The following is a 21,539-nucleotide window of genomic DNA, read 5'->3' as shown; positions in this document are numbered from 1 at the left end:
AATTAGAATTTTACTGATTTCTTCCTTTTTAAATTATATGCAAAGCCTAATATAATTAATATTAAACCTGAAATAATTAATACTGTAGAATCAATGAATCTTCCTGCTTGTGGTAATTTTTCCTTTTTACTCTTAGCTTTTATTTTTTCTTCTCCACTGGTATAATTGGTACCATTAGTACCATTGGTATCTACACCAGCAGAAATTTCATTTCCATTCTTATCATACAAAGTATATTGAGAACCACTTGGTGAACCCTCAGTTGCATTTAAAAAATTATTTCCTGTGTTTTGATTATTTTCTTGTTCAACTTTTGTGTTATTATCTATTTCAGTTTTTTCCTCAGGATCCGTAGTTATGATTTCTTCCTCATCTTTATCATCCTTGTGCTTCTTTGAACTTGAAGATGAGCCACCACCTCCTCCTGATCCACCTCCATTTGTTGGAATTAATTTATTTATGAATTCATATGGTGATGTTCTTATAACATCATCTGTCCCATTAAATTCATCAATTGTTATATTAATTACTTCTTCTGATAATTTATATCCTTCTGGAGCCTTTGTTTCTTTAATCTTATAATTTCCGGCTTTAACATTTATAAATTTTACTATTCCATTATCATCACTTACTGCTGACGAAATAGGATTTTCAAAATTAACGTCTTCCAACTTATATAATGAGAAAATCGCATCTTTCAATGGATTACCATTTATATCTTGTTTATAAAGCTCTATTGTCTTAATTATCTCTTTATTAACAATCTTATATGGATTAGTCTTTATAACTTCTCCAGCCACTTCAAAGTCACTTTCTTTTATACTAATTACTGTATCAGAAAGTTCATATCCTTTTGGAGCTTTTGTTTCTTTAATTTTGTAATCCCCTGCTTTAATATTTGTAAAGCTAACTAAGCCAGTAGAATCACTTCCTGTAATAGATACAGGGCTTTTAAAATCAGTATCCGTTTCTTTATAAATAGAAAATATAGCATCTTTTAATGTTGTTCCACCATCAGATTCTTTATAAAATTCAATAATTTTCTGTGGTTTTGTCTTTGTATTAACTACTGTTCCCTTATCAAAGAAAGCATCTGCTGTCTCAAAGTCTGACTTGTTTACAACAATTGAATCTGCTGATGGATCAAAACCATTTGGTGCCTGAGTTTCTTTAATTACATAATCTCCATAGTCAACATCTTTAAATTCCACTATTCCATTTTCATCACTATACGCTGGGTCGCCTACTGGAATAGTTTCATCTCCATTTTTATATAACATAAAAGTTGCACCTTTTAGCTTAGCCCCATCTGCTGAAGTTTTTAATAACTTTATATTCTTTTGAATAAATTTATTTACAACTTCAGAAGGTGTAACATTCACTACATAGTCATTATTTCCATCTGGTGCAATTGTAGCAGTAATTTTATCTGCATAAGTAACATATCCAGTTGGAGTCTTTGTTTCTTTAATCTCATACTCAACACTCTTGCTTGGATCTACAGCTATATCTTTAAATAATACAAAACCATTTTCATCACTTACTGCTGTTCCCTTAGGATCTGAAAAGAATGTATCACTTGCTAAGTAAAGCTTAAATTCTGTTCCTTTAATTGGTTGTCCATCAGAATCTTCTTTTTTAAACTTAATATCTTTCTTTATTTTTTCATTAATAATATTGATTTTCTTAACATTATTTGCTGGTATCGTTGTGTCTTTTTTTATATTTACTAATGTATCTTTAGTGCCATCTAAAACATATCCTTTTGGAACTTTTATTTCTTTTATATGGTAGTCAACATCAAATTTCAGTCTAGTAAATTTAGTAACTCCATTTACAGTTGGTTCTGAGGTTTGAACTACTTTTTCATCTTTAATAAGCTCAAAGACAGCTCCATCAAGCTTTTTATTATTATCATCCTTATCTACTTTTGTTATTATAACAGAGCCTGAAGTTCCAGATGCACCACCACCATATATATCATCTGAGAAAGCTACAACAACACCATTTTTTTCTGAACTATATACTGTAGCAGTTCCATTTAATTCTACAGTATTAGAAAAAGTTCCTGATTCCTTTGCAATTGTATCAAATTCTAATAAAAATGAGTTACTAGTTGGATCTGTATAATTCACCTCTAAATTTCTAGTATCTGATGAATATTTAGTAGTATACTTAGAAGCAGAAACTTCAGCTTGATTTGTAACTCCAGTAAGATCATTCCTATCTAAGTCAACTGTATATAATTTTATAGAATCCATATCTACTTGTAAGCCATCTTTTATATTGTCTACTATTGTAAAACCATTTAAAGGAATATTATTTTTATTTATATATACATCCCAAGTAATAAAATCAGTTTGTGATGTATATTTTGCTTCCTTATGAATAAGGTAGTTTTTAATTGTAACACTGTCTGAAGATTTAATATCTATTCCTGTTTCTGAAGTTGTAAGCTTAGCTTCATTCTTAGCTACTATGTCCTCATTTTTTTGTGAAAATTCATCATCATAGGCTATTTTAGTATCAAAAGTTATTTGATAAGAGTCACTAATATCTCCAAAATCATAAGTAATATTACCACCTTTACCTGGCTCTGATGAGTCTTTAGGTGTATATGTCAACTTTGAGTCTTTAATAGTATCTGCTATATTATCAGCAGTACCAGCTGTACGTTTAACATTAAAAGTACCTGGAATGAATTCTTGTCCTTCTAATATATCATCTAATATTTTTACTCCCTTTATAGGTGTTTGAGAAGCATTAACATCTATTGTCCAAGTTAAATGACGAGTAGCATAATCGTAAGTTCCTGATTTTCTAATCAGAGTACTTTCAACATTTTGTGGAACATTATTTACTGTATAAGTTGCTATATTAGTTCCTGTTAAGTTACATGAATTGTAAACACTTGCGTTTCCATTTCCATATATGATATGTTCATTTGTAACCTTAGTCTTTAAAGTAATAATTTTGCTTCCAGTAATATTTGTTCCTAATGAAATTTTATATTCATTTTTCTTAATAGAATCTTGAATAGCTGTTAATTTATTTCCGTTTTCACCTTCTGCTGAACCATCAACATAAATTTGATCGGCTCCTATTATTTCAGTAACTATAGGGTCGTCTATACTAAGACCAATTGTATTAACAGTTATTTTCCAAGTGATCTCCTTGCTGCTTTTGTCATAGCCGCCAATGGCTTGTTTACTTATAGCTTCTCCTCCACTATTTGCTCCAATTCCAATTTCATCTGCGCTATTAAAATACTGTTTACCATTAACGTCTAACTTTATTGTATTATTAACTTTAGAATTAATTCCTTTATATGCATCCTGAAGTCTAGATTCATCTATTTTGGTCACAAATGTTAATGTGTGAGCACTATCATCTTCTGGTGAATTATTAAAAGTAAACAATCTGCTACTCGAATCATAAGTAAAGTCTGTATTAATAACACTATTTATATTATCTAGTTTTACACTAGCTGTATTTAGTGATAAGCCTTCTTGCAAAGTATCTGTAATTATAGGATTATTAAAATTAACTTTGCTATTATTAATATTAACGGTCCATAAGATGTCTTTTGTTTCTGGTCTATAAGTTCCAGATTTCTTAATGAAATCATTAATAACACCTACAGTCTTATTATTAGAATTTATAGTTTCTGGCGTTCCATCTTTCTTAATAAAATCTAAAGATGCCTCATTTGATATATTTGTTGTTTTACCTTGACTCTCAAGAATAGATTGAACAGGTATAGTTTGAAATTCAATTGTCCTTTCTGGTGATGGATTTCCTGCTGTAATATTATCTAAAGTATATTCTAAAGTTGAAGTATTAGCAGTTACATCTTCTGTGATTGTAGGATCACCTACTGAATTTCCATCCACCTTAAAGCTTCGACTCTTAAATGTATGTTTGGTTGTATCTAACACATCTTTAATTAAAACATCTGTTTTATCCAAATTTCCTGCTTTAACTGTTAATTTCCAATTTATAACTTGATCTTGTGCTGAGTAAGAACCATCCTTAGTAATCTCTGGGTTTGCCTCTACAAATGGTGGTTGTTTAAAATCAAGATTAAAATCTTTTTTTCCAAATGTAGGTATATCAAAGGTTATTTTTACTGGATTTTCATTTCCAATATTATCTTTATTAAAACTTCTCCCAAACGAGAAGTATCCGCCAACATCAGATTTACCAGTTGATGCTCCAGTAAAGGTAATTATAATCTGATTATCATTTTTATAGGTTATATTTGCTATTGTGTCACCATCATTATCCTTAAGAGAAAGTGTTTTTTCATCTAATAATTTAGAAAACTCGTTTGGTATGTTCATAACAAATTGATCGCCATTATTTATATTGGTACCATCAGGAATCTTAAATTTATAGCCTACATACATTTGCGAACTTTTTTCTAATTCTTTATTTTTTAATGTATCATTATAGTAAGTATTATAATTTGCTTCAAAGTCTGTTCCACTTAAGTCAAAATCTCCCCTAAAGTCTTTATCACTCAAATAAACTCCTGTAATAAATGGAAAATTTACAGTTGCATCTAATAATGCCTGCTGTTTCATAAGATTAGAATTTTCAAATTCTAGTCCATCTTCCGTTAATCTAACGATTTTAGAAGTTAGACCTTCTAATTTCTCTGCATTGAATCCCATTTCTAATTTTAATTTACCCTTTATTTTTTTATCTTCATTTACTGTAACCCCATCTGAAGTTGTCACTTCATCTGCAGTTGTATCATACTGTGAATTTTCCATTAAAGAAATGATAGTTTTGTTTTTTTCATTACTAGTTGTCCCAATATATCTATCACTCTCTACCTCAATATTACTTTTTTCTACTTCTAATTCTTCTGGTAATTCTAATATTAACTTTCCATTAGAAATATCCGAACTAGAAATAGTAAAATTATATTCTGCTTTAATTTTATCACTCGTGGAAATTGTACTGCCATCTGAAATTTCATTATTATCACCATCATAAAAGTTCATACTAGTAACATATTTACTAAAATCATTTTTATCTTCAGCAAATACATTTAAATCTAATGAAAATCCAATTATCAAAGATACAATTAAACAAATTGATATCATTCTCTTCATATATGCTTTTTTTATTGAGTCTTTCAATTGTAATCTTTTTGTTCTTAAAATCATTTTTTTATCTCCCATATTCTCTCCCCATTCTTTATTAATTAATCTTGAAACATTATTATTATTTCTAAAACATATATTATTTAATAATTATTATTCATAAAAAAATAAAAAACAACATATTTACCAAAATAGTTGTTTTTTTACTGAATTAAAATATATTATCAGTTAATCAATATTGAAACTTCAAATATGTTATTCTTATATTTAAAATTTGCAATGCCACAATGTTTTTTAGTAATGCTTTTTACAGATTCTATTCCTATTCCAGCCTCATTACGCTTTGAAGAAATAAATATGCCATTTCTACAATTAATTTTGCCTTCAAAACTATTTTCAATTAAAATGGCTATAATGTTCTCATCCTGCATTTTAATACTTAAATTAATGAATTTTTCTTCTTTTAATTGGCGTATACAAGCTTCAATGGCATTTTCTAATAAATTCCCTAGTATTATGCAAAGATCATTTTCTAATTTGTAGAGTTCTTTAGGAATATTTATAGCGATTTTTATTTTAATTAAGTTCTTTTTGGCAACCCTTAAGTAGTGTTGAATAATTGAATCAACCGCATAATTTTCGCATACAGGAATACCTTCATCCAATTCTGCATATCCACAATAACTAGACACACTATTCCTTATCCCTTCAATATCTCCATTATCAATAAATCCTTTTAGTGAAATCATGTACTGCTTTAGATCATGTCTCATCCTTTTTGATTCTTCAATATTGTTTTTAAGAATATCATATTGTTCTTTTTGTAATGAAACTTTAATTTTTGATATTTTCAACTCTTCTTCTATTTTTCTATTTTTAATAATATCTGGAAATGTATATAAGATAATAAAATATGATAAGAATAATCCTATTGGCCAAACATACACTAATAAAAAGCTTATCTGCATTAATTCGTTAATTTGGCTTTCATGGCTTGATGGCATAATAAAACGATATATAGCATAAAAAGAGGCTGGAATAATCCAAAAATATCTCCAAAATACTATTTGCTCTTCTTCATTAATTAATTTTCTTAATAGTTTTAATATAAACCTATTTAGAACTGGATATGATAAGATCAACAGAATTATCTTTAATAAGAAATAATATTTATAACTAAAGTCACCATAACTACAATTAAAAATGAGCACACTAAAATGTAGTGAAAATAAATTAACGCTATCCATATAACTTTTGGTTAAAAAGTAGACAAACAAAATTTGAAAAATTGATGCTTTTATCATTAACATTAAAGATACTAGTATTGGGAGAAAATATATAAGTGAACAAAATAAATTCTCCTTTGCATATAAATCATAATCATAAAATATAATTACAGATTTTATAATAAGAGCAGATACTGCAACTGTGATAATGGCAGTAGTCCAAATAGAAAACCGAAATTTTTTACTAAACACCATGAAAATTATGCAAAAACTTGGAAGCAATTTCAATATTATTTCAATTATCATGATTTTATTGCTCAATATTATAAGGCACCTCTCATCTTATCAAATATGTAATCTGCAAAATACTGTTTGATTTCTCCGCAATGTTTTTTAGATATTGGTATTATTTCTCCATTTTTCATTACAAAGTCTTTTTCCCTAATACCACTTACTTTGCTCATATTTATCATACAATTACGATAACAATATAAAAATTGCTTATATGGTTCAAGTAATTCCATGATCTCTTTAAACTTCATATAGCTTTTAATCATCCTATAGTTAGTATGTATTTGAATATAATGATTATAGTAGTCTATGTAAATAATGTCATCTAAGCATACTTTTATATTTATACGAGCTTCTTTAACTTCAATATATTTCACTTGATTTGGCAAGACTTTATGTGCTAAATTCATAACCTCCATAAACTGTTCATAGCTATATGGTTTCAGCAAATAATAAAAGGCTCTAACCTCATAACTTTCTATTGCAAATTCTTTACTTACAGTAGAAAATATTATTAAACATTTCTCATCTTTTTTACGTATATTTCTTGCTAATTCCATTCCATTTAAATTATCTATATAAATATCCAAAAATATTATGTCAAACTTATCTTTTTCAAATTCATCACAAAACTCTTTTTCGCATTTAAAACCATGTAAATTATATGATATATGCTTTTTTTTGTAATATTTATCTATAAAATTTGATATTATATCAAAATCATTTTTCATATCCTCAACTACTGCAATATTCAAAATATCCCCCCTATAATAATACTTATTCACTTGACTTGCAATTAATAAAATAATTTCTCTCAATAATTTTCATCTTATGTATCTTAATACAAAAAATATATTCTATAGCATTATTTACTATTATAGCATATAGCATAATGCTTGTAGATGTATTTTCTTTTCCATTTTTTAAAGTACTCTTAGAAATAAATTTTTTTCAGTCTAACTTCCTTCAATTCAATAATAGTCTTCAATAATTACTACACATAAACAAAACATTCATATCAATTAATTCTACTATATATTAAACTTAATTTATCTTAGTCAATCTTTTATTACATAATATGGTTTTATTTTAAATTTATCTAAATTCTTTTAATATTTCCTTTAATATATTTTTTATTCTGCTATAATAAAAAATGTAAATGTTTTAAATAGATTATTTTATTTTCTTAGGAGGTACTTATTATGCAATTAAAGCACAAAAATAATTTGATTAATGTAAAAAACAAAAAAATAAGTAAAAAAATAGATTTAATATTTATAAATATATTAAATCTAACTCTAATTACTATGATAATTTCTATAGGCGTACTATTATTTACATCTTCGAGAACTTCTGCTCTTTATGAAGGTCCATTTTTGCTTTCAAAAACTATATCAAATATTAGACTTAATTTACAAGAGAGTGATAAAAACATATATAGGGCAGTGGTCCAAACTGATACAATAAACAAAAATATATTCTTAAAAAATTCCGATAACTCTGCTAATGAACTAAAGGCAGATATTGAAATTCTCCGAAACATTTCTACAATAGACGGTAGTTTAATAAATGAGCTTACTACTAATATTGATTTAACAGAAAAACTAAGAGTTGAATTAATTGATTTAATAAAAAATAGTGATACTGAAAAAGAAATTGAAGAAAAACAAAATGAATATGGCTTTCAAATGGATATATGTGATAATTTCATAGACAAGCTATACGATTCATCACAAGAAAGTGCATTATCGTTTGTTAATAGCTCAGTATTTTATAGAAATATAGCTATATCTGCACTTATTATCTTAATGATTTTTCTTATTATCATTCCAAGATTAATGGGAAAAAGCCTAAAAAGCACATTAATTAGTGGAATTAATAATGTAACTACTATAGCTAATAATATTGTTAATGGAAATTTAGATGTAGAAAACAATTATATTTCTACCGATGAAATGGGACAAATGTCTGAGGCACTTATAAAATCTATTAATATGATTAAATCATATATAGCTGATATAACTGTTACTTTAGAAAACTTATCTTTAGGAAATTTAAATATATCTACTAATTCATCAGTTGAGTATATCGGTGATTTTATTCCAATACATACTGCTCTTAATAAAATAATCGAGCAATTAAATATAAGTTTTTCAGATATGCATAATTCAATTGACTTCACAGCTAATAGCGCTAAAGAAATTTCTTCAATAACAAAGGTTTTATCTGACGGTGCTTCTAATCAAGCTAGTGCAATCCAGCAGCTTCAGGCAAGCTTTAGTGAAATATCAGAAAAAGTCAATCTTAATTCTGGCAATTCAGAACAAGCTTATTGTTCTTATATTAGAACAAAAGAGATTATCGAAAATGGAAATAATCAAGTGAATATTTTATTACATTCAATTTTAGATATAAGTATTTCATCTAAGCAAATATCACAAATTATCAGCACAATAGAAGATATTGCTGAGCAAACAAATCTCCTTTCTTTAAATGCAGCTATAGAAGCAGCTAAAGCTGGAGAATCAGGAAAAAGCTTTGCTATAGTTGCTGATGAAATTAAAGGGTTATCCGAACAATCTTCAAATGCTGTAAACAAAATAACCAAAATTATAGAAAGTTCATTAAAATTAATTAATAATGTTGAAATTTTGGCTAAAGATACTAATATTACATTAAATGATGTTGTAAAAAATGTTGATTCAACTTCTGCTTTAATAAATGAAATAACTGCTGCATCTAAAGACCAGGCTGATGCAATATCACAAATGACTTCTGGAATAGATGTCATTTCTGATATAATTCAAAATAATTTAGCAACTGCTGAAGAAACTGCTGCCTCTACTGAAACACTATCTGAGCAATCGCAAATTATACGTGATAAAATTTCTTTATATAAGTTAAAATTTTAGATTCATTTTAAATAAATTTCAAAAACACACCATGTAAAATTTAACTTTTACATGGTGTGTTTTAATTTATATATTTTTATAATACTTTAGAAAGAAAATCTAGAGTTCTTGGATTTTTAGGATTGTCAAAAAATTCTTCTAAAAAAATCCCTTCTATACCGCATAAAATAAGCAAATTCTTAAGCAGAGAGCCCCAATCTTGTATTTGGTGCGAATCGCTTACACCTACAAATGCACATGAGTAGGTGTTTCCTTGGCATATAATGCTTGGTGAGATACGAGCCTGGCAGTATAGCCCATCTTCATCTGCTGATGAAGATGGTTCATTAAGTAATTCCTTCTAATTCCCATGAAATAAGCATATTCTTAAATTCTTAAATTCTTAAATTCTTAAATTCTTAAATTCTGGGTATTTTACCTTATTCTAAATATTTATACAATAGTTTTTTCTTCATTTTCCTAATATTTTTTTAATTATAAATTATAACATATAAGCTCTTTTTAATTATTAAGATACCTTTCTTGCTATTTCCAATTGAATTTCTTTTTTATCTACGTTATCTAATAGACGATTTTAAAAAGATGATTACAGCCATTCAATTATTCTTTTTAGCCTTACCCCCTTCATATTATATATACTTACTCCTTGGTTCTATATCTTTTATATTCTGTATACAACACATTGATATAAAAAAATAATAAAGTCAAAAATTTAAAATCTTTGACTTTATTGCCTTTAATTGTATATTAATCATTAATTATTTTACTTTCAGTATTTTATTGATAAGACACTAATAATTTAGATTATCAGACATTTATGCATTTTTTCTTAATATTTTTTCTTTTACATTCTTCAAATGTCTAAGCATTGATTCACTTGCTTCTTCAAATTGTCCTCGTTCTATATAATCAATTATTTCTTTATGTTCCTTATTAGCTATAATACTATATTGTGGTACAGTACCAGACAATATTAAAAAACGTTTTGTTACTAGAGTTGCCTTTTTTATTGTTTCATTCAAAAATGAATTTCCTGTATATTCTGAAATAGTATTATGAAAATCATAATCTAATTCTATAAAGCTATATCCATCAAATTGTTCTATGGTATGTAATTGTTCTATATACTTATTTTTTAAATCTTCTATCTGACTTTTTGTTATTTTATCTTTTAGCAAAGACACTGCCAATGGCTCTAGGGATTCACGTATAAAAAATATATCATCAATATCTTTTTGAGTAATATCAGACACTATTACATTTTTATTTTTGTTTATAAATGCAATTTCTTCAAACACAAGTTTAGATAATGCAGATCTTATTTGTGTTCTGCTAATATTTAATTCTTCTGCCAGCTTTTCTTCTGCTAATATTTCTCCTGGCTTTAATTTATTATAAATTATTGCTTCTTTTATTGTATCATATGCTTTATCAGCTAATGATTTACTTTTTTTTATTGAGCCAAGTTTTTCCACAGTTGACTTACCTCCCATTTATGAATACTGTATACATATTCTATTCAAATACATCCTAATTTTATATGAATAAATAAAATCTATATTCACATAAAATTATATAATCATTTTTATTTAATGCATATTATTATTTCTCTCTATGCTTAGAATACGTCTATCAACATAAACTGTCAATTATATGTTTATATGATTTTTATGCTTAATTATTCAATATTAAATTATCATTTTTCAATGCCCAATTATCAATTTAAGTTGAAATTCTTTTAGAATTTCTTAAAATATATTTAAAATTTTCCTTAACTGATTATTGAGCATTGATATTTGATAATTATATATGCCTTATAATATATTTATTTGTTTTTCTGAATTACATAACATAACTACGCTTTGCTTATCACTTCCTTTAGTAATTAATTTAACATCATATCCCCAAAGCTCTTGTATATATTGTAAGGTTGCTTTTGCATATGATAAATCCAAAGTTCGACCATCATATACATTTTCTAAAGTCAGAGTTCTATCATTTTTATTAAGATCAATGATTCTTACATATGGTATTCCTCCCATACCACATGTATAACTTAATGTATCACGTATAGTTTTCCAGCCATCTTCATCTGATATTTCTTCAATAATTGTATCGAATGTTCTTTGATTGTACTCAAAAAGATTTAACTCTTCACACAATTCTTGTGTTAAATATCTACGTAAAAATGAAGAATCTCTTTCGATAGCTCTAACTTCAAAAATTTTTTCTTTTCCATATTTTTTTTCTATATCTTCAAACATTTTAAATCCTATATAGTATGGATTTAAGCCACCTATAGCTGGTGCTATTACATCATTGTGCCTCTTAATAAACTCTAAATATAGCTCTTGTGGTAAATCTAGCTGCTTTAATATATTATAATGAGTATAACTTGCCCATCCTTCATTCATTATCTTAGTCTCTATTTGAGGAAGAAAATATTCAGCTTCTCTTTTTACAATACTTAAAATTGTTTTTTCCCATTCCTTAAGAGAACCATACTCTATTATAAATCCCATAATATCATCTACTGGCTCTAATGGTATTTTATCTAAATTAGGCAATTTAATTTCTTCATAAGAATCTAAAAAACTTCGATTTTCTTTTTTACTCTCATAATCCTTTATTATGCTTTCTTTTATTTCATTATCTGATAACTCTTTAACTCCAATTGTTCTTCCAACTTGATATTTTATAGCATGAGCTGCATCTAATATTCTTTCAACTTTTTCATATCCAATACTTGGATCATCTATATATTCTCTTATAATCTTTGAATTCAAATTGAACATTTCTAAAGTATATTTAGCTTTAGTTCCTTGTTTAAATAATCTATTATTCTTAAAAAAATCATTATGACCATATACATGAGCCATTGTTAATATTTGAAGCAACACTGTATTGTCTTTCATCAAATATGCTAAACAAGGATCAGAGTTAATAACCATTTCGTAAGGAAGCCCTGTAAGATTTAAAGAATATAACATTTTATTTTTCTCATATGATTTTCCAAAGCTCCAGTGGGGATATCTTGATGGCATACCCACATAAGACTCATATCCAATCATATCATTAAATCCTATCATTTCAAATTCCTGTGGATAAAAATCTAATCCATATTCTTCAACCTTTTTTTCTATCTTTTCATTCCATATTTTTAAATCCTCTACTGTATAATCCAAACTAACCTTCCTCCTTTAGCTCCTTCCTAAGCATAACTTTTAGTGCTTCCCATAAATCTTTCTTTTCCTTTATTATTACAGGAACAAATTTTTCATTTGTTATTTCTTTCTTGAATTTATGATACATGGTTGTTGTATATGTTGACGGTAAAAGTTCTGCATACCCAAACATATTACTTATTTCACAAATTTTCTTAACAGCTTTAACAGCTCTCTCATTGTCTTCAGACCAATTATCGCCATCACTAGCATATATAGGATAAATATTCCATGCAGCAATTGGATATTTTTCTTCTATTAATGCTAATGCTTCATTAATTCCACTTGATATATAAGTTCCTCCTGATTCAGATCTATGAAAAAATTCATATTCATCTACTCTTTTAGCCACTGTTGTATGGTATATAAATTCAAAAGCAATGTTGTTATATTTTCTTTTTAAAAAAGTAGCCAATACGAAAAAGTAAGAACGTGCCAAATATTTCTTTGTAACATCCATAGAACCTGATGCATCCATTATGAAAATCATAACAGCATTACTAACCTTTTTAGGCTTTACTTTTACCCTGTAATATCTTAAATCATCATCAATAAATGGAAATCTTTCAAGCTCTTCTTCATTGCCTAATTCACTTAAAGCTCTCTTTTTACATTGCTTTCTAGCAATCTTGGTTGCTACTGTTTTTTTCTTAGCCAAACGTGGTCTTATTCCATGTGTTTGATAACCTTTTTTCTTACCACTAGTTTCATTTATTATTTCTGAATACTTCTTTTCATCTAAATTAGGTAAGTTCAAATCTTCAGCAATATAGTCAAGTAGCTCTTCCAAGGTTATTTCAGTTTCATATACATCATCTCCCTCAGAATTTCCCGCTCCTTTGTTTCCTTGACCTGGAGCATTTTCACCACTTCCTATCTTTTGTCCACGTTTTTCATTTCCAACTCCAGTAGCTACCCCTTTAGAATTTTTTCCATAAACAAACTGATATTCTTTTATCCCCTTTATAGGTATTTTAAATTTTTTATTCTTACTCTCTCCAACTATACTTTCTTCTGATAATATATCACCTAGATTTTCTTTTATTGATTTTTCTACAAGCTGCCTATGCCTTCTTCTATCTTCTATGGATCTGTCATGATCAATTGGATTGTTAGTATAATCCCTAAAAATAGCCATATACTACTTTAATCCCTCCATAAGTTATTAGCTGCATATTTTAATATTACATCGCAGCAGTGAAGGCAATATCCATTTCTTTTCATCTCTTCAACCATAGAATCATATTTTTCCGCTTGTTCTTTATCTCTAACTTTTGATTTTGTTATTATTCTTGATAAATCCTTAACTGAAGCTGTTAATTTCTTTTCTATAGCTTCTTTTAATGGCTCATAAGATGTATAATCAAGCTTTCCGCCATTTCTAACAATATAAAACATATAAGAAGTTACATCAGATCTAAATCCTTTGCTTGATGCTGCATATACACCTATTTGTTCTTCTATGCTTCTCATGAAATCTTCATCTGGATTTAATTCTTCTCCTGTAGAATCATCTTTAATTTTTGTTTTGTTTACATATGCTTCAGCATTATCTATATAGTTATTAAATAGACTTTCTGCCTGTTCTCTAAATGAATGTATAAATGCCTTAGTAATTTCTTTTTCAAGAACTTTATTATATTCTTTTCTAATACTATCTTGAATAAATGCAAGATATTTCTTCTTATCATCAGCACCAATGTCCATTTCTTTAACAGACTTGATCATGCTTTCCATTATACTAAGAGGATTTATGCAGTCATATTCAGATTCTGAGAGTGCATTATCAATAGCTTTTATTATAAATCTTGTACTTATTCCTTTCATTCCTTCATATTGCCCTGCTTCTTCTCTAAGTTCACCTATATCAATCTTCTTTGTAGTTCCTTTTTCAACTATTTCTTCACCATTATAAATCTTAAGCTTTGTCATAGTATCTACCTTGGATGAAGGTATAAGCCTTGAAAGTATTGCAAACATAGCAGCAATTTCAATTGTATGTGGTGCTATATGTGCTTTAAAAGTACTCTTCTTTAATATTTTTTCATATATTTTCACTTCTTCATCAAGCTCTAAACAGTAAGGAACTTCAACTTTTACTATTCTATCTAAAATAGCTTCATTAGTATGATCTGATTTAAACTTATTCCATTCAGCTTCATTTGAATGAGCTACGATAACACCATCAAAATAAATCATTGATCCTTTTCCAGGTGATGGAACAGATTTTTCTTGTGTTGCTGTAATTATTGTATGAAGATACTCAACATCATTTTTGAATACTTCAATAAATTCAACTAAACCTCTATTACCAACGTTAAATGCACCATTTAATGAGAATATTCTTGGGTCATCTTCTGAATATAAATCCATTTTTGATATATCTATAGATCCTGTTAATATTGAAGTATCTTAATTTACTGTTTAGGGACAAGCCTGAAGATACTATACACCTACAAAGTTTAATTTGAATTTATAATGCATAAAAAAGAGGTATCGCAGATTTTTTATGCGATACCCCTTATATATACAGTAATTTCATTCTATATTATCATTAATTCTTATCATTCTATATCCAACACCTATATGAGTTTGAATATATTTGGGAGCTGATGGCTTTTCTTCGATTTTCTTTCTAAGAGTTGCCATAAAAACTCTTAATGAAGGTGTATCATTAGGTAAAACATTGCCCCATATTTCTTTTAAAATAAAGTTATGAGTTAGAACTTTACCAACATTTTTTGCTAATAGACATAATAATTTATATTCTATAGGTGTTAGGTGAATTTCGTTATCTTTCATAAAAACGCACCTTGCTGCATAATCTATTTTTAGTTCTCCATTAATAAATAAACTGCTATTTTTATCTTTTATATCATTACTATAATTAATCCTTCTTAATGTAACTCTTAATCTGGCTAATAATTCATCTACACTAAATGGCTTTGTTAAATAGTCATCAGCGCCAGAATCAAGCGCCTCAATTTTATCTTTATCTTCACTTCTAGCACTAACTACTATAATTGGTACATTAGACCACGTTCTTATCTTTCTTATAATATCTATACCCTCAATATCTGGAAGTCCTAAGTCTAGAATTATTATATCAGGTTTTGATGTTACAGCTTCCATAATAGCTGATTCACCATTCTCTGCAATATGATATCTATAATTTTGAGTCTCTAATGTAGTTATAATTAAATTTCTAATAGCTTTATCATCTTCTACTACTAAAATATGTGGTTTATTCATCTAGTTTAACCTCCTCTTCCTGTAAAGTAAATCCAAAAGTACTTCCCTTAGGTATATTATCTTTTACGTAAATTTCTCCGCCATGAGCATTTATTATTGACTTACATAGTGACAATCCCAATCCAAGGCCTCTTCTGCCATCTCCATGCTTATCATTTATTGTAAAAAACATATCAAATATCTTGTCTTTAACCGAATCACTAATTCCATATCCATTATCAGAAATTTCAACTACAATCATTTTTTCTTTTCTAGCTGCAGAAATTCTTATATTTGAACCTTTTGGCGTATATTTTATAGCATTATTCACAATATTTATTATTACTTGAATTATTAGTCTGGAATCCATTTTAGCCATCATCAAATCATCTTCTACCAATACTTCTATATTGTATTCTGATTTCTTTCTATTAACATGAAGTAAAGCTTCCTGTATAACTTCATCAATTAACTCAGGTTCTATTTTTATATTCATTGAACCATTTTCAATACGTGTTATAGATAATATATTTTCAACCAAGTTTATTAGCCACATTGAATCATCATAAATATCTGAATACAGCTCCTGCTTTTTTTCATCATTCAATATATTAGAGTTTTTCATCAAAATTCCTGCATTTCCTGATATACTAGTAAGTGGAGTACGTAAATCATGTGAAATAGCTCTTAACAAATTTGCCCTTAGTTTTTCCTGATCTGCTTTCATCTTTATCTTATTTTTACTTATATTAATCTCCTCTTTTTCTAAGGATATTGCACTTTCACCTAAAACTGCAATTAATAAATTCTTTTCAAATGGATCTAAAATTTCATTTTTATCTATAGGAATTGCAATTACTGCAAATGATTTTTCATAATTTCTTATTGCTAAATAAAGACACTTAGCCCCTGGTAATGTATCAGTTGTTGCTCCTGCATGTTTTTTATTTTTAAACACCCATTCTGCAACTGCATGCTCTTCTTCTGTTATATATTGTTTAATATCCGTATCATTATCTTTTTTAAATATAATTGGTTCTAAATTTCCTTTATCATTTTGTATATATAATATTATGGGTTTATCCAATAATTTCTTTGTTTGATATGCTGTTTCATTAAATATCTCTTCTTTACTCTTTGCAAGTTGCAATTTCTGACTGGTTTCTAACAACACTTCGGTTCTATAAGCTTTTTTTGCTGAATTTTGAGCTTCTATCTTTACTCTTGTTGCTAATTTGCTAGATAAAACAGAAGATACAAGCATAACTAAAAATGTAACTGGATAGCTAGCATCATATGCCTTTAATGTAAGCCTAGGTTCAGTAAACATAAAATCGTATGTTAAAACTCCCAGTATTGATATTAATATTCCATAAGTCTTACCACTTGTGATAATAGAAGTAATTAAAACTCCCAAAAGATACATAATAATAATATTCGATTCCCCATATCCTAAATTATAAAATATTAATCCAGTTATTGTAGTAATTAATAATACTCCTAATGTTTTTGCAATATCTATTACTGTAAATTTAGGTATTTCTATTCTTTTAATATTTATTTTATTATACTTTTTTGAATTATCTGGAATAATGTAGATATCTATATTAGGTGCAAGCTCAGTCAGCTTATCTACTAGAGTTTTCTTATTTATAAGTAATCCTTTCCTCGTATTTGATCTACCAAGTACAATTTTAGATACTCCACTTATTTTTGCATATTCTGATATTTGGCTCGCAATATCTTCTCCATATACAGTCGCAATTCTTGCTCCAAGCTGTTCAGCTAATTTTAGATTCTTCTCCAGGCTGATTCTATTATCTTTTTCGAATTCTTTAGTATTTGGAGTTTCAACAAATAATGCTGTAAATAGTCCATCAAATGCCGATGCCATTCTAGCTGCAGTTCTAATCACTTTAGCATTGCTTGGTGCACTTGAAAGACATATTAAAATATGTTCTTCAGTATAATAGCCACTCTTGTTATTTTCTCTTTCCTTATCTATTTTCTTATTTACAGCATCAGCCGTACGTCTTAATGCAATTTCCCTCAATGCAACTAATTTTTCCTTTGTAAAAAAGTTTACTAGCGCTCTTTTTACTTGATTTTCTTTATATATTTTTCCTTGATTTAATCGTGCAATTAAATCTTCTGGTTCAATATCTACTAATTCAACTTGGTCAGCATCATCAAAAACACTATCTGGAACCCTTTCACGTACAATTACACCTGTTATTGATGCTACAATATCATTTAAACTTTCAATATGCTGAACATTTACTGTTGTATAAACATCTATTCCATTTTCCAGCAATTCTTTTATATCTTGATATCTCTTTATATGCCTGCATTGTTCTGCATTACTGTGAGCTAACTCATCTACTAAAATTAGTTGTGGCTTTCTTTTGATTGCTCCATCAAGATCAAATTCATTTAATGTAATTCCTTTATACTGTATTTTTAAATTAGGAAGCATCTCAAGACCTTCTAAAAGTGCAAGTGTTTCAACTCTTGTATGCGGTTCTATATATCCTGCTACTATATCAATTCCACTCTTCTTTGCTTCATGTGCAGCTTCAAGCATAGCAAATGTTTTTCCAACTCCTGCTGCATATCCAAAAAATATTTTTAGTCTTCCTTTCCTCTTCACATTTTCTTCTTTTTCATCTAAGATTTGTTTTAAGACTGCATCTGGATTAGGTCGCTCCTCTATCATATATTCCACCTCCAAAATCAATTTTAATTTTATAAAATCTTCTTGTAAATAAATTATACTATAGCCAAAATAATTATTTTATAAATATTTTAGCTATAGTATAAAGATTGTGTTAATATTATTATTTTCTTTATATTATTTCAAAATTCCATCAAGTGCAAGATTTACCTCTAATACATTAACTGTTTTTTCTCCAAGCACTCCTAGCAATTTATTATCTGTATATTTATCAATTATTGATTGTACTTCTTCTTTTGACATATTATTATTTTTTGCAATCCGATCCACTTGATACTCAGCTGCTGCTACTGAAATATGTGGATCTAATCCACTTCCTGAACATGTTACTAAATCAACTGGAATAGGAGTGTCCCCTTTTTCTGGATGTGCTTCTTTAATTTTTTTAATGCGTTCATTAATTACTGACTGTAACTGATCACTTGTTGGAGTTAAATTTGATGCCCACGCATATGCGACCTTATTCCCTTTATCATCTGTAAAAGTGTCTGTATCAATATTCATTATTCTTCCCCATAAATGTTTTTCATCAGTATATTGCTGTGCTAATAATGCACTTCCATATTTCTTACCATCAATCTCTATAATACTTCCATTAGCCTGTTTGGGAAATAATATTTGAGAGATACCTGTTATGACCAATGTATATACTGCTCCACATAAAACTGTAAATATTAAAAATATTATTAAAGCTTTTGGAAATACTGCTTTAAAATCTTTCATTAAAATCATCCTTTCTTAAATAATACCTATTGAAGTAATAATCACATCAATTATTTTTATAGCTATAAATGGTACCACTATACCACCTAAACCATATACAAGAAGATTTCTTGATAATAATTTTCCTGCTGAAACTTCACGATATTTTACACCTCTAAGGGCTAATGGAATTAATGCTATTATTATTAATGCATTATATATTATTGCTGAAAAAATTGCACTTTCTGCACTATGCAAATTCATGATATTTAATGCTGATAGTCCTGGATACAGCCCAATGAATAAAGCTGGTATTATTGCAAAATATTTAGCAAGGTCATTAGCAATACTGAATGTTGTTAAACTACCACGAGTCATTAATAATTGTTTTCCTATTCTAACTATATCTATTAATTTTGTTGGTGATGAATCTAAATCAACCATGTTTCCTGCCTCTTTTGCAGCTTGTGTACCAGTATTCATTGCTACTGCAACATCAGCTTGTGCAAGTGCTGGTGCATCATTGGTTCCATCACCTGTCATAGCAACTAAATGTCCTTTAGCTTGAAAATCACGAATCATAGTTAATTTTCCTTCTGGAGTAGCTTCTGCTAAGAAATCATCAACACCAGCTTCTGCCGCAATTGCTGCTGCTGTTAATGGGTTATCTCCAGTTATCATAATAGTTTTAATACCCATTTTTCTTAAATCAGCAAATTTCTCTTGCACACCTTGTTTAATAATATCTTTTAAATAAACTACTCCAAGTATTTTATCATTTTTAGCAACAACTAAAGGAGTTCCACCCTTATTTGCTATTTGAGTAACAGCATCATCACACTCTTTACTGTATTTTCCACCTTTTGATATTACATACGCTCTTACTGAATCTGCCGCACCTTTACGAATTTCATTTCCATTAAAATTAACACCACTCATACGAGTCTTTGCTGTGAATGGTACAAATTCCATATTAAGCTCACTTATATTTCTTTCTCTAATTCCAAACCTTTCCTTAGCAAGAACTACTATGCTACGTCCTTCTGGTGTTTCATCTACTAATGATGAAAGCTGAGCTGCATCTGCTAATTCTTTTTCTGATGCACCATCTACTGGTATAAATTCACAAGCTTGACGATTACCAAGAGTAATAGTTCCTGTTTTATCTAACATTAATATATCTACATCACCCGCTGCTTCAATGGCACGTCCACTCATTGCCAAAACATTAGCTTGATTTAAACGACTCATACCAGCAATACCAATAGCTGAAAGTAATGCACCTATTGTTGTTGGTGCTAAACATACAAGTAACGCAACTAAAGAAGTTACTGAGATTGGATTTACTTTTCCTGCTTGATTAGCTGAAAAAATTGAATATGAATATAATGAAACTGTAACTAATAAGAATATAATTGTTAATGCAACCAATAAAATTTGTAATGCTATTTCATTAGGAGTCTTTTTACGAGAAGCTCCTTCAACCATTGCAATCATTTTGTCAAGAAAGCTTTCTCCAGCTTCACTTGTAATCTCAATAACCAACCAATCTGAAGTAACTGTAGTACCACCAGTAACAGCACTTCTATCTCCGCCGCTTTCTCTTATAACAGGTGCTGATTCTCCTGTTATTGCACTTTCATCAACTGATGCTGCACCATCAATTACTTCACCATCTGCTGGTATTTGTTCGCCAGCTTTTACAATCACTATATCACCTTTTTTAAGTAATGCTGATGAAACTTTTATTATTTCATCTTTTTTATCTACTGAAGGTATTTTATGAGCTTCTACATCCTTTTTACTAGCTCTTAGCGCATCTGCTTGTGCTTTACCACGCCCTTGTGCTATTGCTTCTGCAAAGTTTGCAAATAATACTGTAAGCCATAGAATTATTGTAATTCCCAGTATAAAACCTGGCTTTGCATCTCTAATACCAACTAGTGAAACTACATATAAAATAGTTGTTAATATAGATGAAATGTATACAAGAAACATAACTGGATTTTCCATTTGAGTTTTAGGTGATAATTTTATAAAAGAATCCTTAATGGCTCTTATTATCATTTTTTTATCAGCAAAACTACTCTTATTTTCATTCATAT

General features: G+C 28.3%; 11 protein-coding genes and 1 pseudogene. 1 reads left to right on the top strand and 11 read right to left on the bottom strand.

Annotated elements, in window-relative coordinates:
* Positions 1 to 2: 2 nt before the first annotated feature.
* The 3 genes from CNEONATNEC86_RS04330 to CNEONATNEC86_RS04320 form a co-directional block, all read right to left on the bottom strand.
* Positions 3 to 5,192 (bottom strand): SpaA isopeptide-forming pilin-related protein, encoded by a 5,190-nt coding sequence (locus CNEONATNEC86_RS04330; RefSeq protein ID WP_159135580.1) that lies wholly within the window; start codon positions 5,190 to 5,192, stop codon positions 3 to 5.
* Positions 5,193 to 5,338: 146 nt separating this feature from the next.
* On the bottom strand, positions 5,339 to 6,256 hold the full coding sequence (locus CNEONATNEC86_RS04325) for a sensor histidine kinase (RefSeq protein WP_159115696.1): 918 nt from the start codon (positions 6,254 to 6,256) through the stop codon (positions 5,339 to 5,341).
* 407 nt (positions 6,257 to 6,663) lie between these two features.
* Positions 6,664 to 7,386 (bottom strand): LytR/AlgR family response regulator transcription factor, encoded by a 723-nt coding sequence (locus CNEONATNEC86_RS04320; RefSeq protein ID WP_058294032.1) that lies wholly within the window; start codon positions 7,384 to 7,386, stop codon positions 6,664 to 6,666.
* Between the two features lie 447 nt (positions 7,387 to 7,833).
* Between CNEONATNEC86_RS04320 and CNEONATNEC86_RS04315 the strand changes: the two genes are divergently transcribed.
* A complete protein-coding gene (locus tag CNEONATNEC86_RS04315) occupies positions 7,834 to 9,543 on the top strand; it encodes a methyl-accepting chemotaxis protein (RefSeq protein ID WP_058294031.1) in 1,710 nt (569 codons plus the stop codon).
* A gap of 815 nt (positions 9,544 to 10,358) precedes the next feature.
* On the opposite strand, the gene CNEONATNEC86_RS04310 is transcribed toward CNEONATNEC86_RS04315, so the two are convergent.
* The 8 genes and pseudogenes from CNEONATNEC86_RS04310 to kdpB all read right to left on the bottom strand — a co-directional run bounded on the left by CNEONATNEC86_RS04310 (position 10,359) and on the right by kdpB (position 21,537).
* Positions 10,359 to 11,018, bottom strand: coding sequence for a GntR family transcriptional regulator (locus tag CNEONATNEC86_RS04310; RefSeq protein WP_058294030.1), 660 nt, complete (start codon positions 11,016 to 11,018; stop codon positions 10,359 to 10,361).
* Positions 11,019 to 11,357: 339 nt separating this feature from the next.
* Positions 11,358 to 12,728, bottom strand: coding sequence for a SpoVR family protein (locus CNEONATNEC86_RS04305; protein ID WP_058294029.1), 1,371 nt, complete (start codon positions 12,726 to 12,728; stop codon positions 11,358 to 11,360).
* A gap of 1 nt (position 12,729) precedes the next feature.
* The gene (yhbH, locus tag CNEONATNEC86_RS04300) at positions 12,730 to 13,905 is read right to left on the bottom strand and encodes a sporulation protein YhbH (protein ID WP_058294028.1); all 1,176 of its coding nucleotides are present in this window, start codon (positions 13,903 to 13,905) and stop codon (positions 12,730 to 12,732) included.
* 8 nt (positions 13,906 to 13,913) lie between these two features.
* A pseudogene (locus tag CNEONATNEC86_RS04295) lies at positions 13,914 to 15,179 on the bottom strand (serine protein kinase); the annotation flags it as partial.
* A gap of 126 nt (positions 15,180 to 15,305) precedes the next feature.
* The gene (locus CNEONATNEC86_RS04290; RefSeq protein WP_058294027.1) at positions 15,306 to 16,019 is read right to left on the bottom strand and encodes a response regulator; all 714 of its coding nucleotides are present in this window, start codon (positions 16,017 to 16,019) and stop codon (positions 15,306 to 15,308) included.
* Positions 16,012 to 18,714, bottom strand: a complete 2,703-nt coding sequence (locus tag CNEONATNEC86_RS04285; RefSeq protein WP_159135579.1) for a sensor histidine kinase — start codon at positions 18,712 to 18,714, stop codon at positions 16,012 to 16,014. Before CNEONATNEC86_RS04285 ends, CNEONATNEC86_RS04290 begins: the two co-directional genes overlap by 8 nt.
* Before the next feature lie 135 nt (positions 18,715 to 18,849).
* Entirely contained in the window at positions 18,850 to 19,455 is a 606-nt protein-coding gene (kdpC, locus tag CNEONATNEC86_RS04280; protein WP_159135578.1) for a potassium-transporting ATPase subunit KdpC, read from the bottom strand.
* 15 nt (positions 19,456 to 19,470) lie between these two features.
* The gene (gene kdpB, locus CNEONATNEC86_RS04275; RefSeq protein WP_058294024.1) at positions 19,471 to 21,537 is read right to left on the bottom strand and encodes a potassium-transporting ATPase subunit KdpB; all 2,067 of its coding nucleotides are present in this window, start codon (positions 21,535 to 21,537) and stop codon (positions 19,471 to 19,473) included.
* Positions 21,538 to 21,539 lie beyond the last annotated feature (2 nt).

It is taken from the genome of Clostridium neonatale, from assembly GCF_900465025.1.
Lineage (GTDB): Bacteria > Bacillota > Clostridia > Clostridiales > Clostridiaceae > Clostridium > Clostridium neonatale.
Note: the sequence above shows the minus strand (reverse complement) of the source record. Positions and strands in the feature narration are given on the sequence as shown.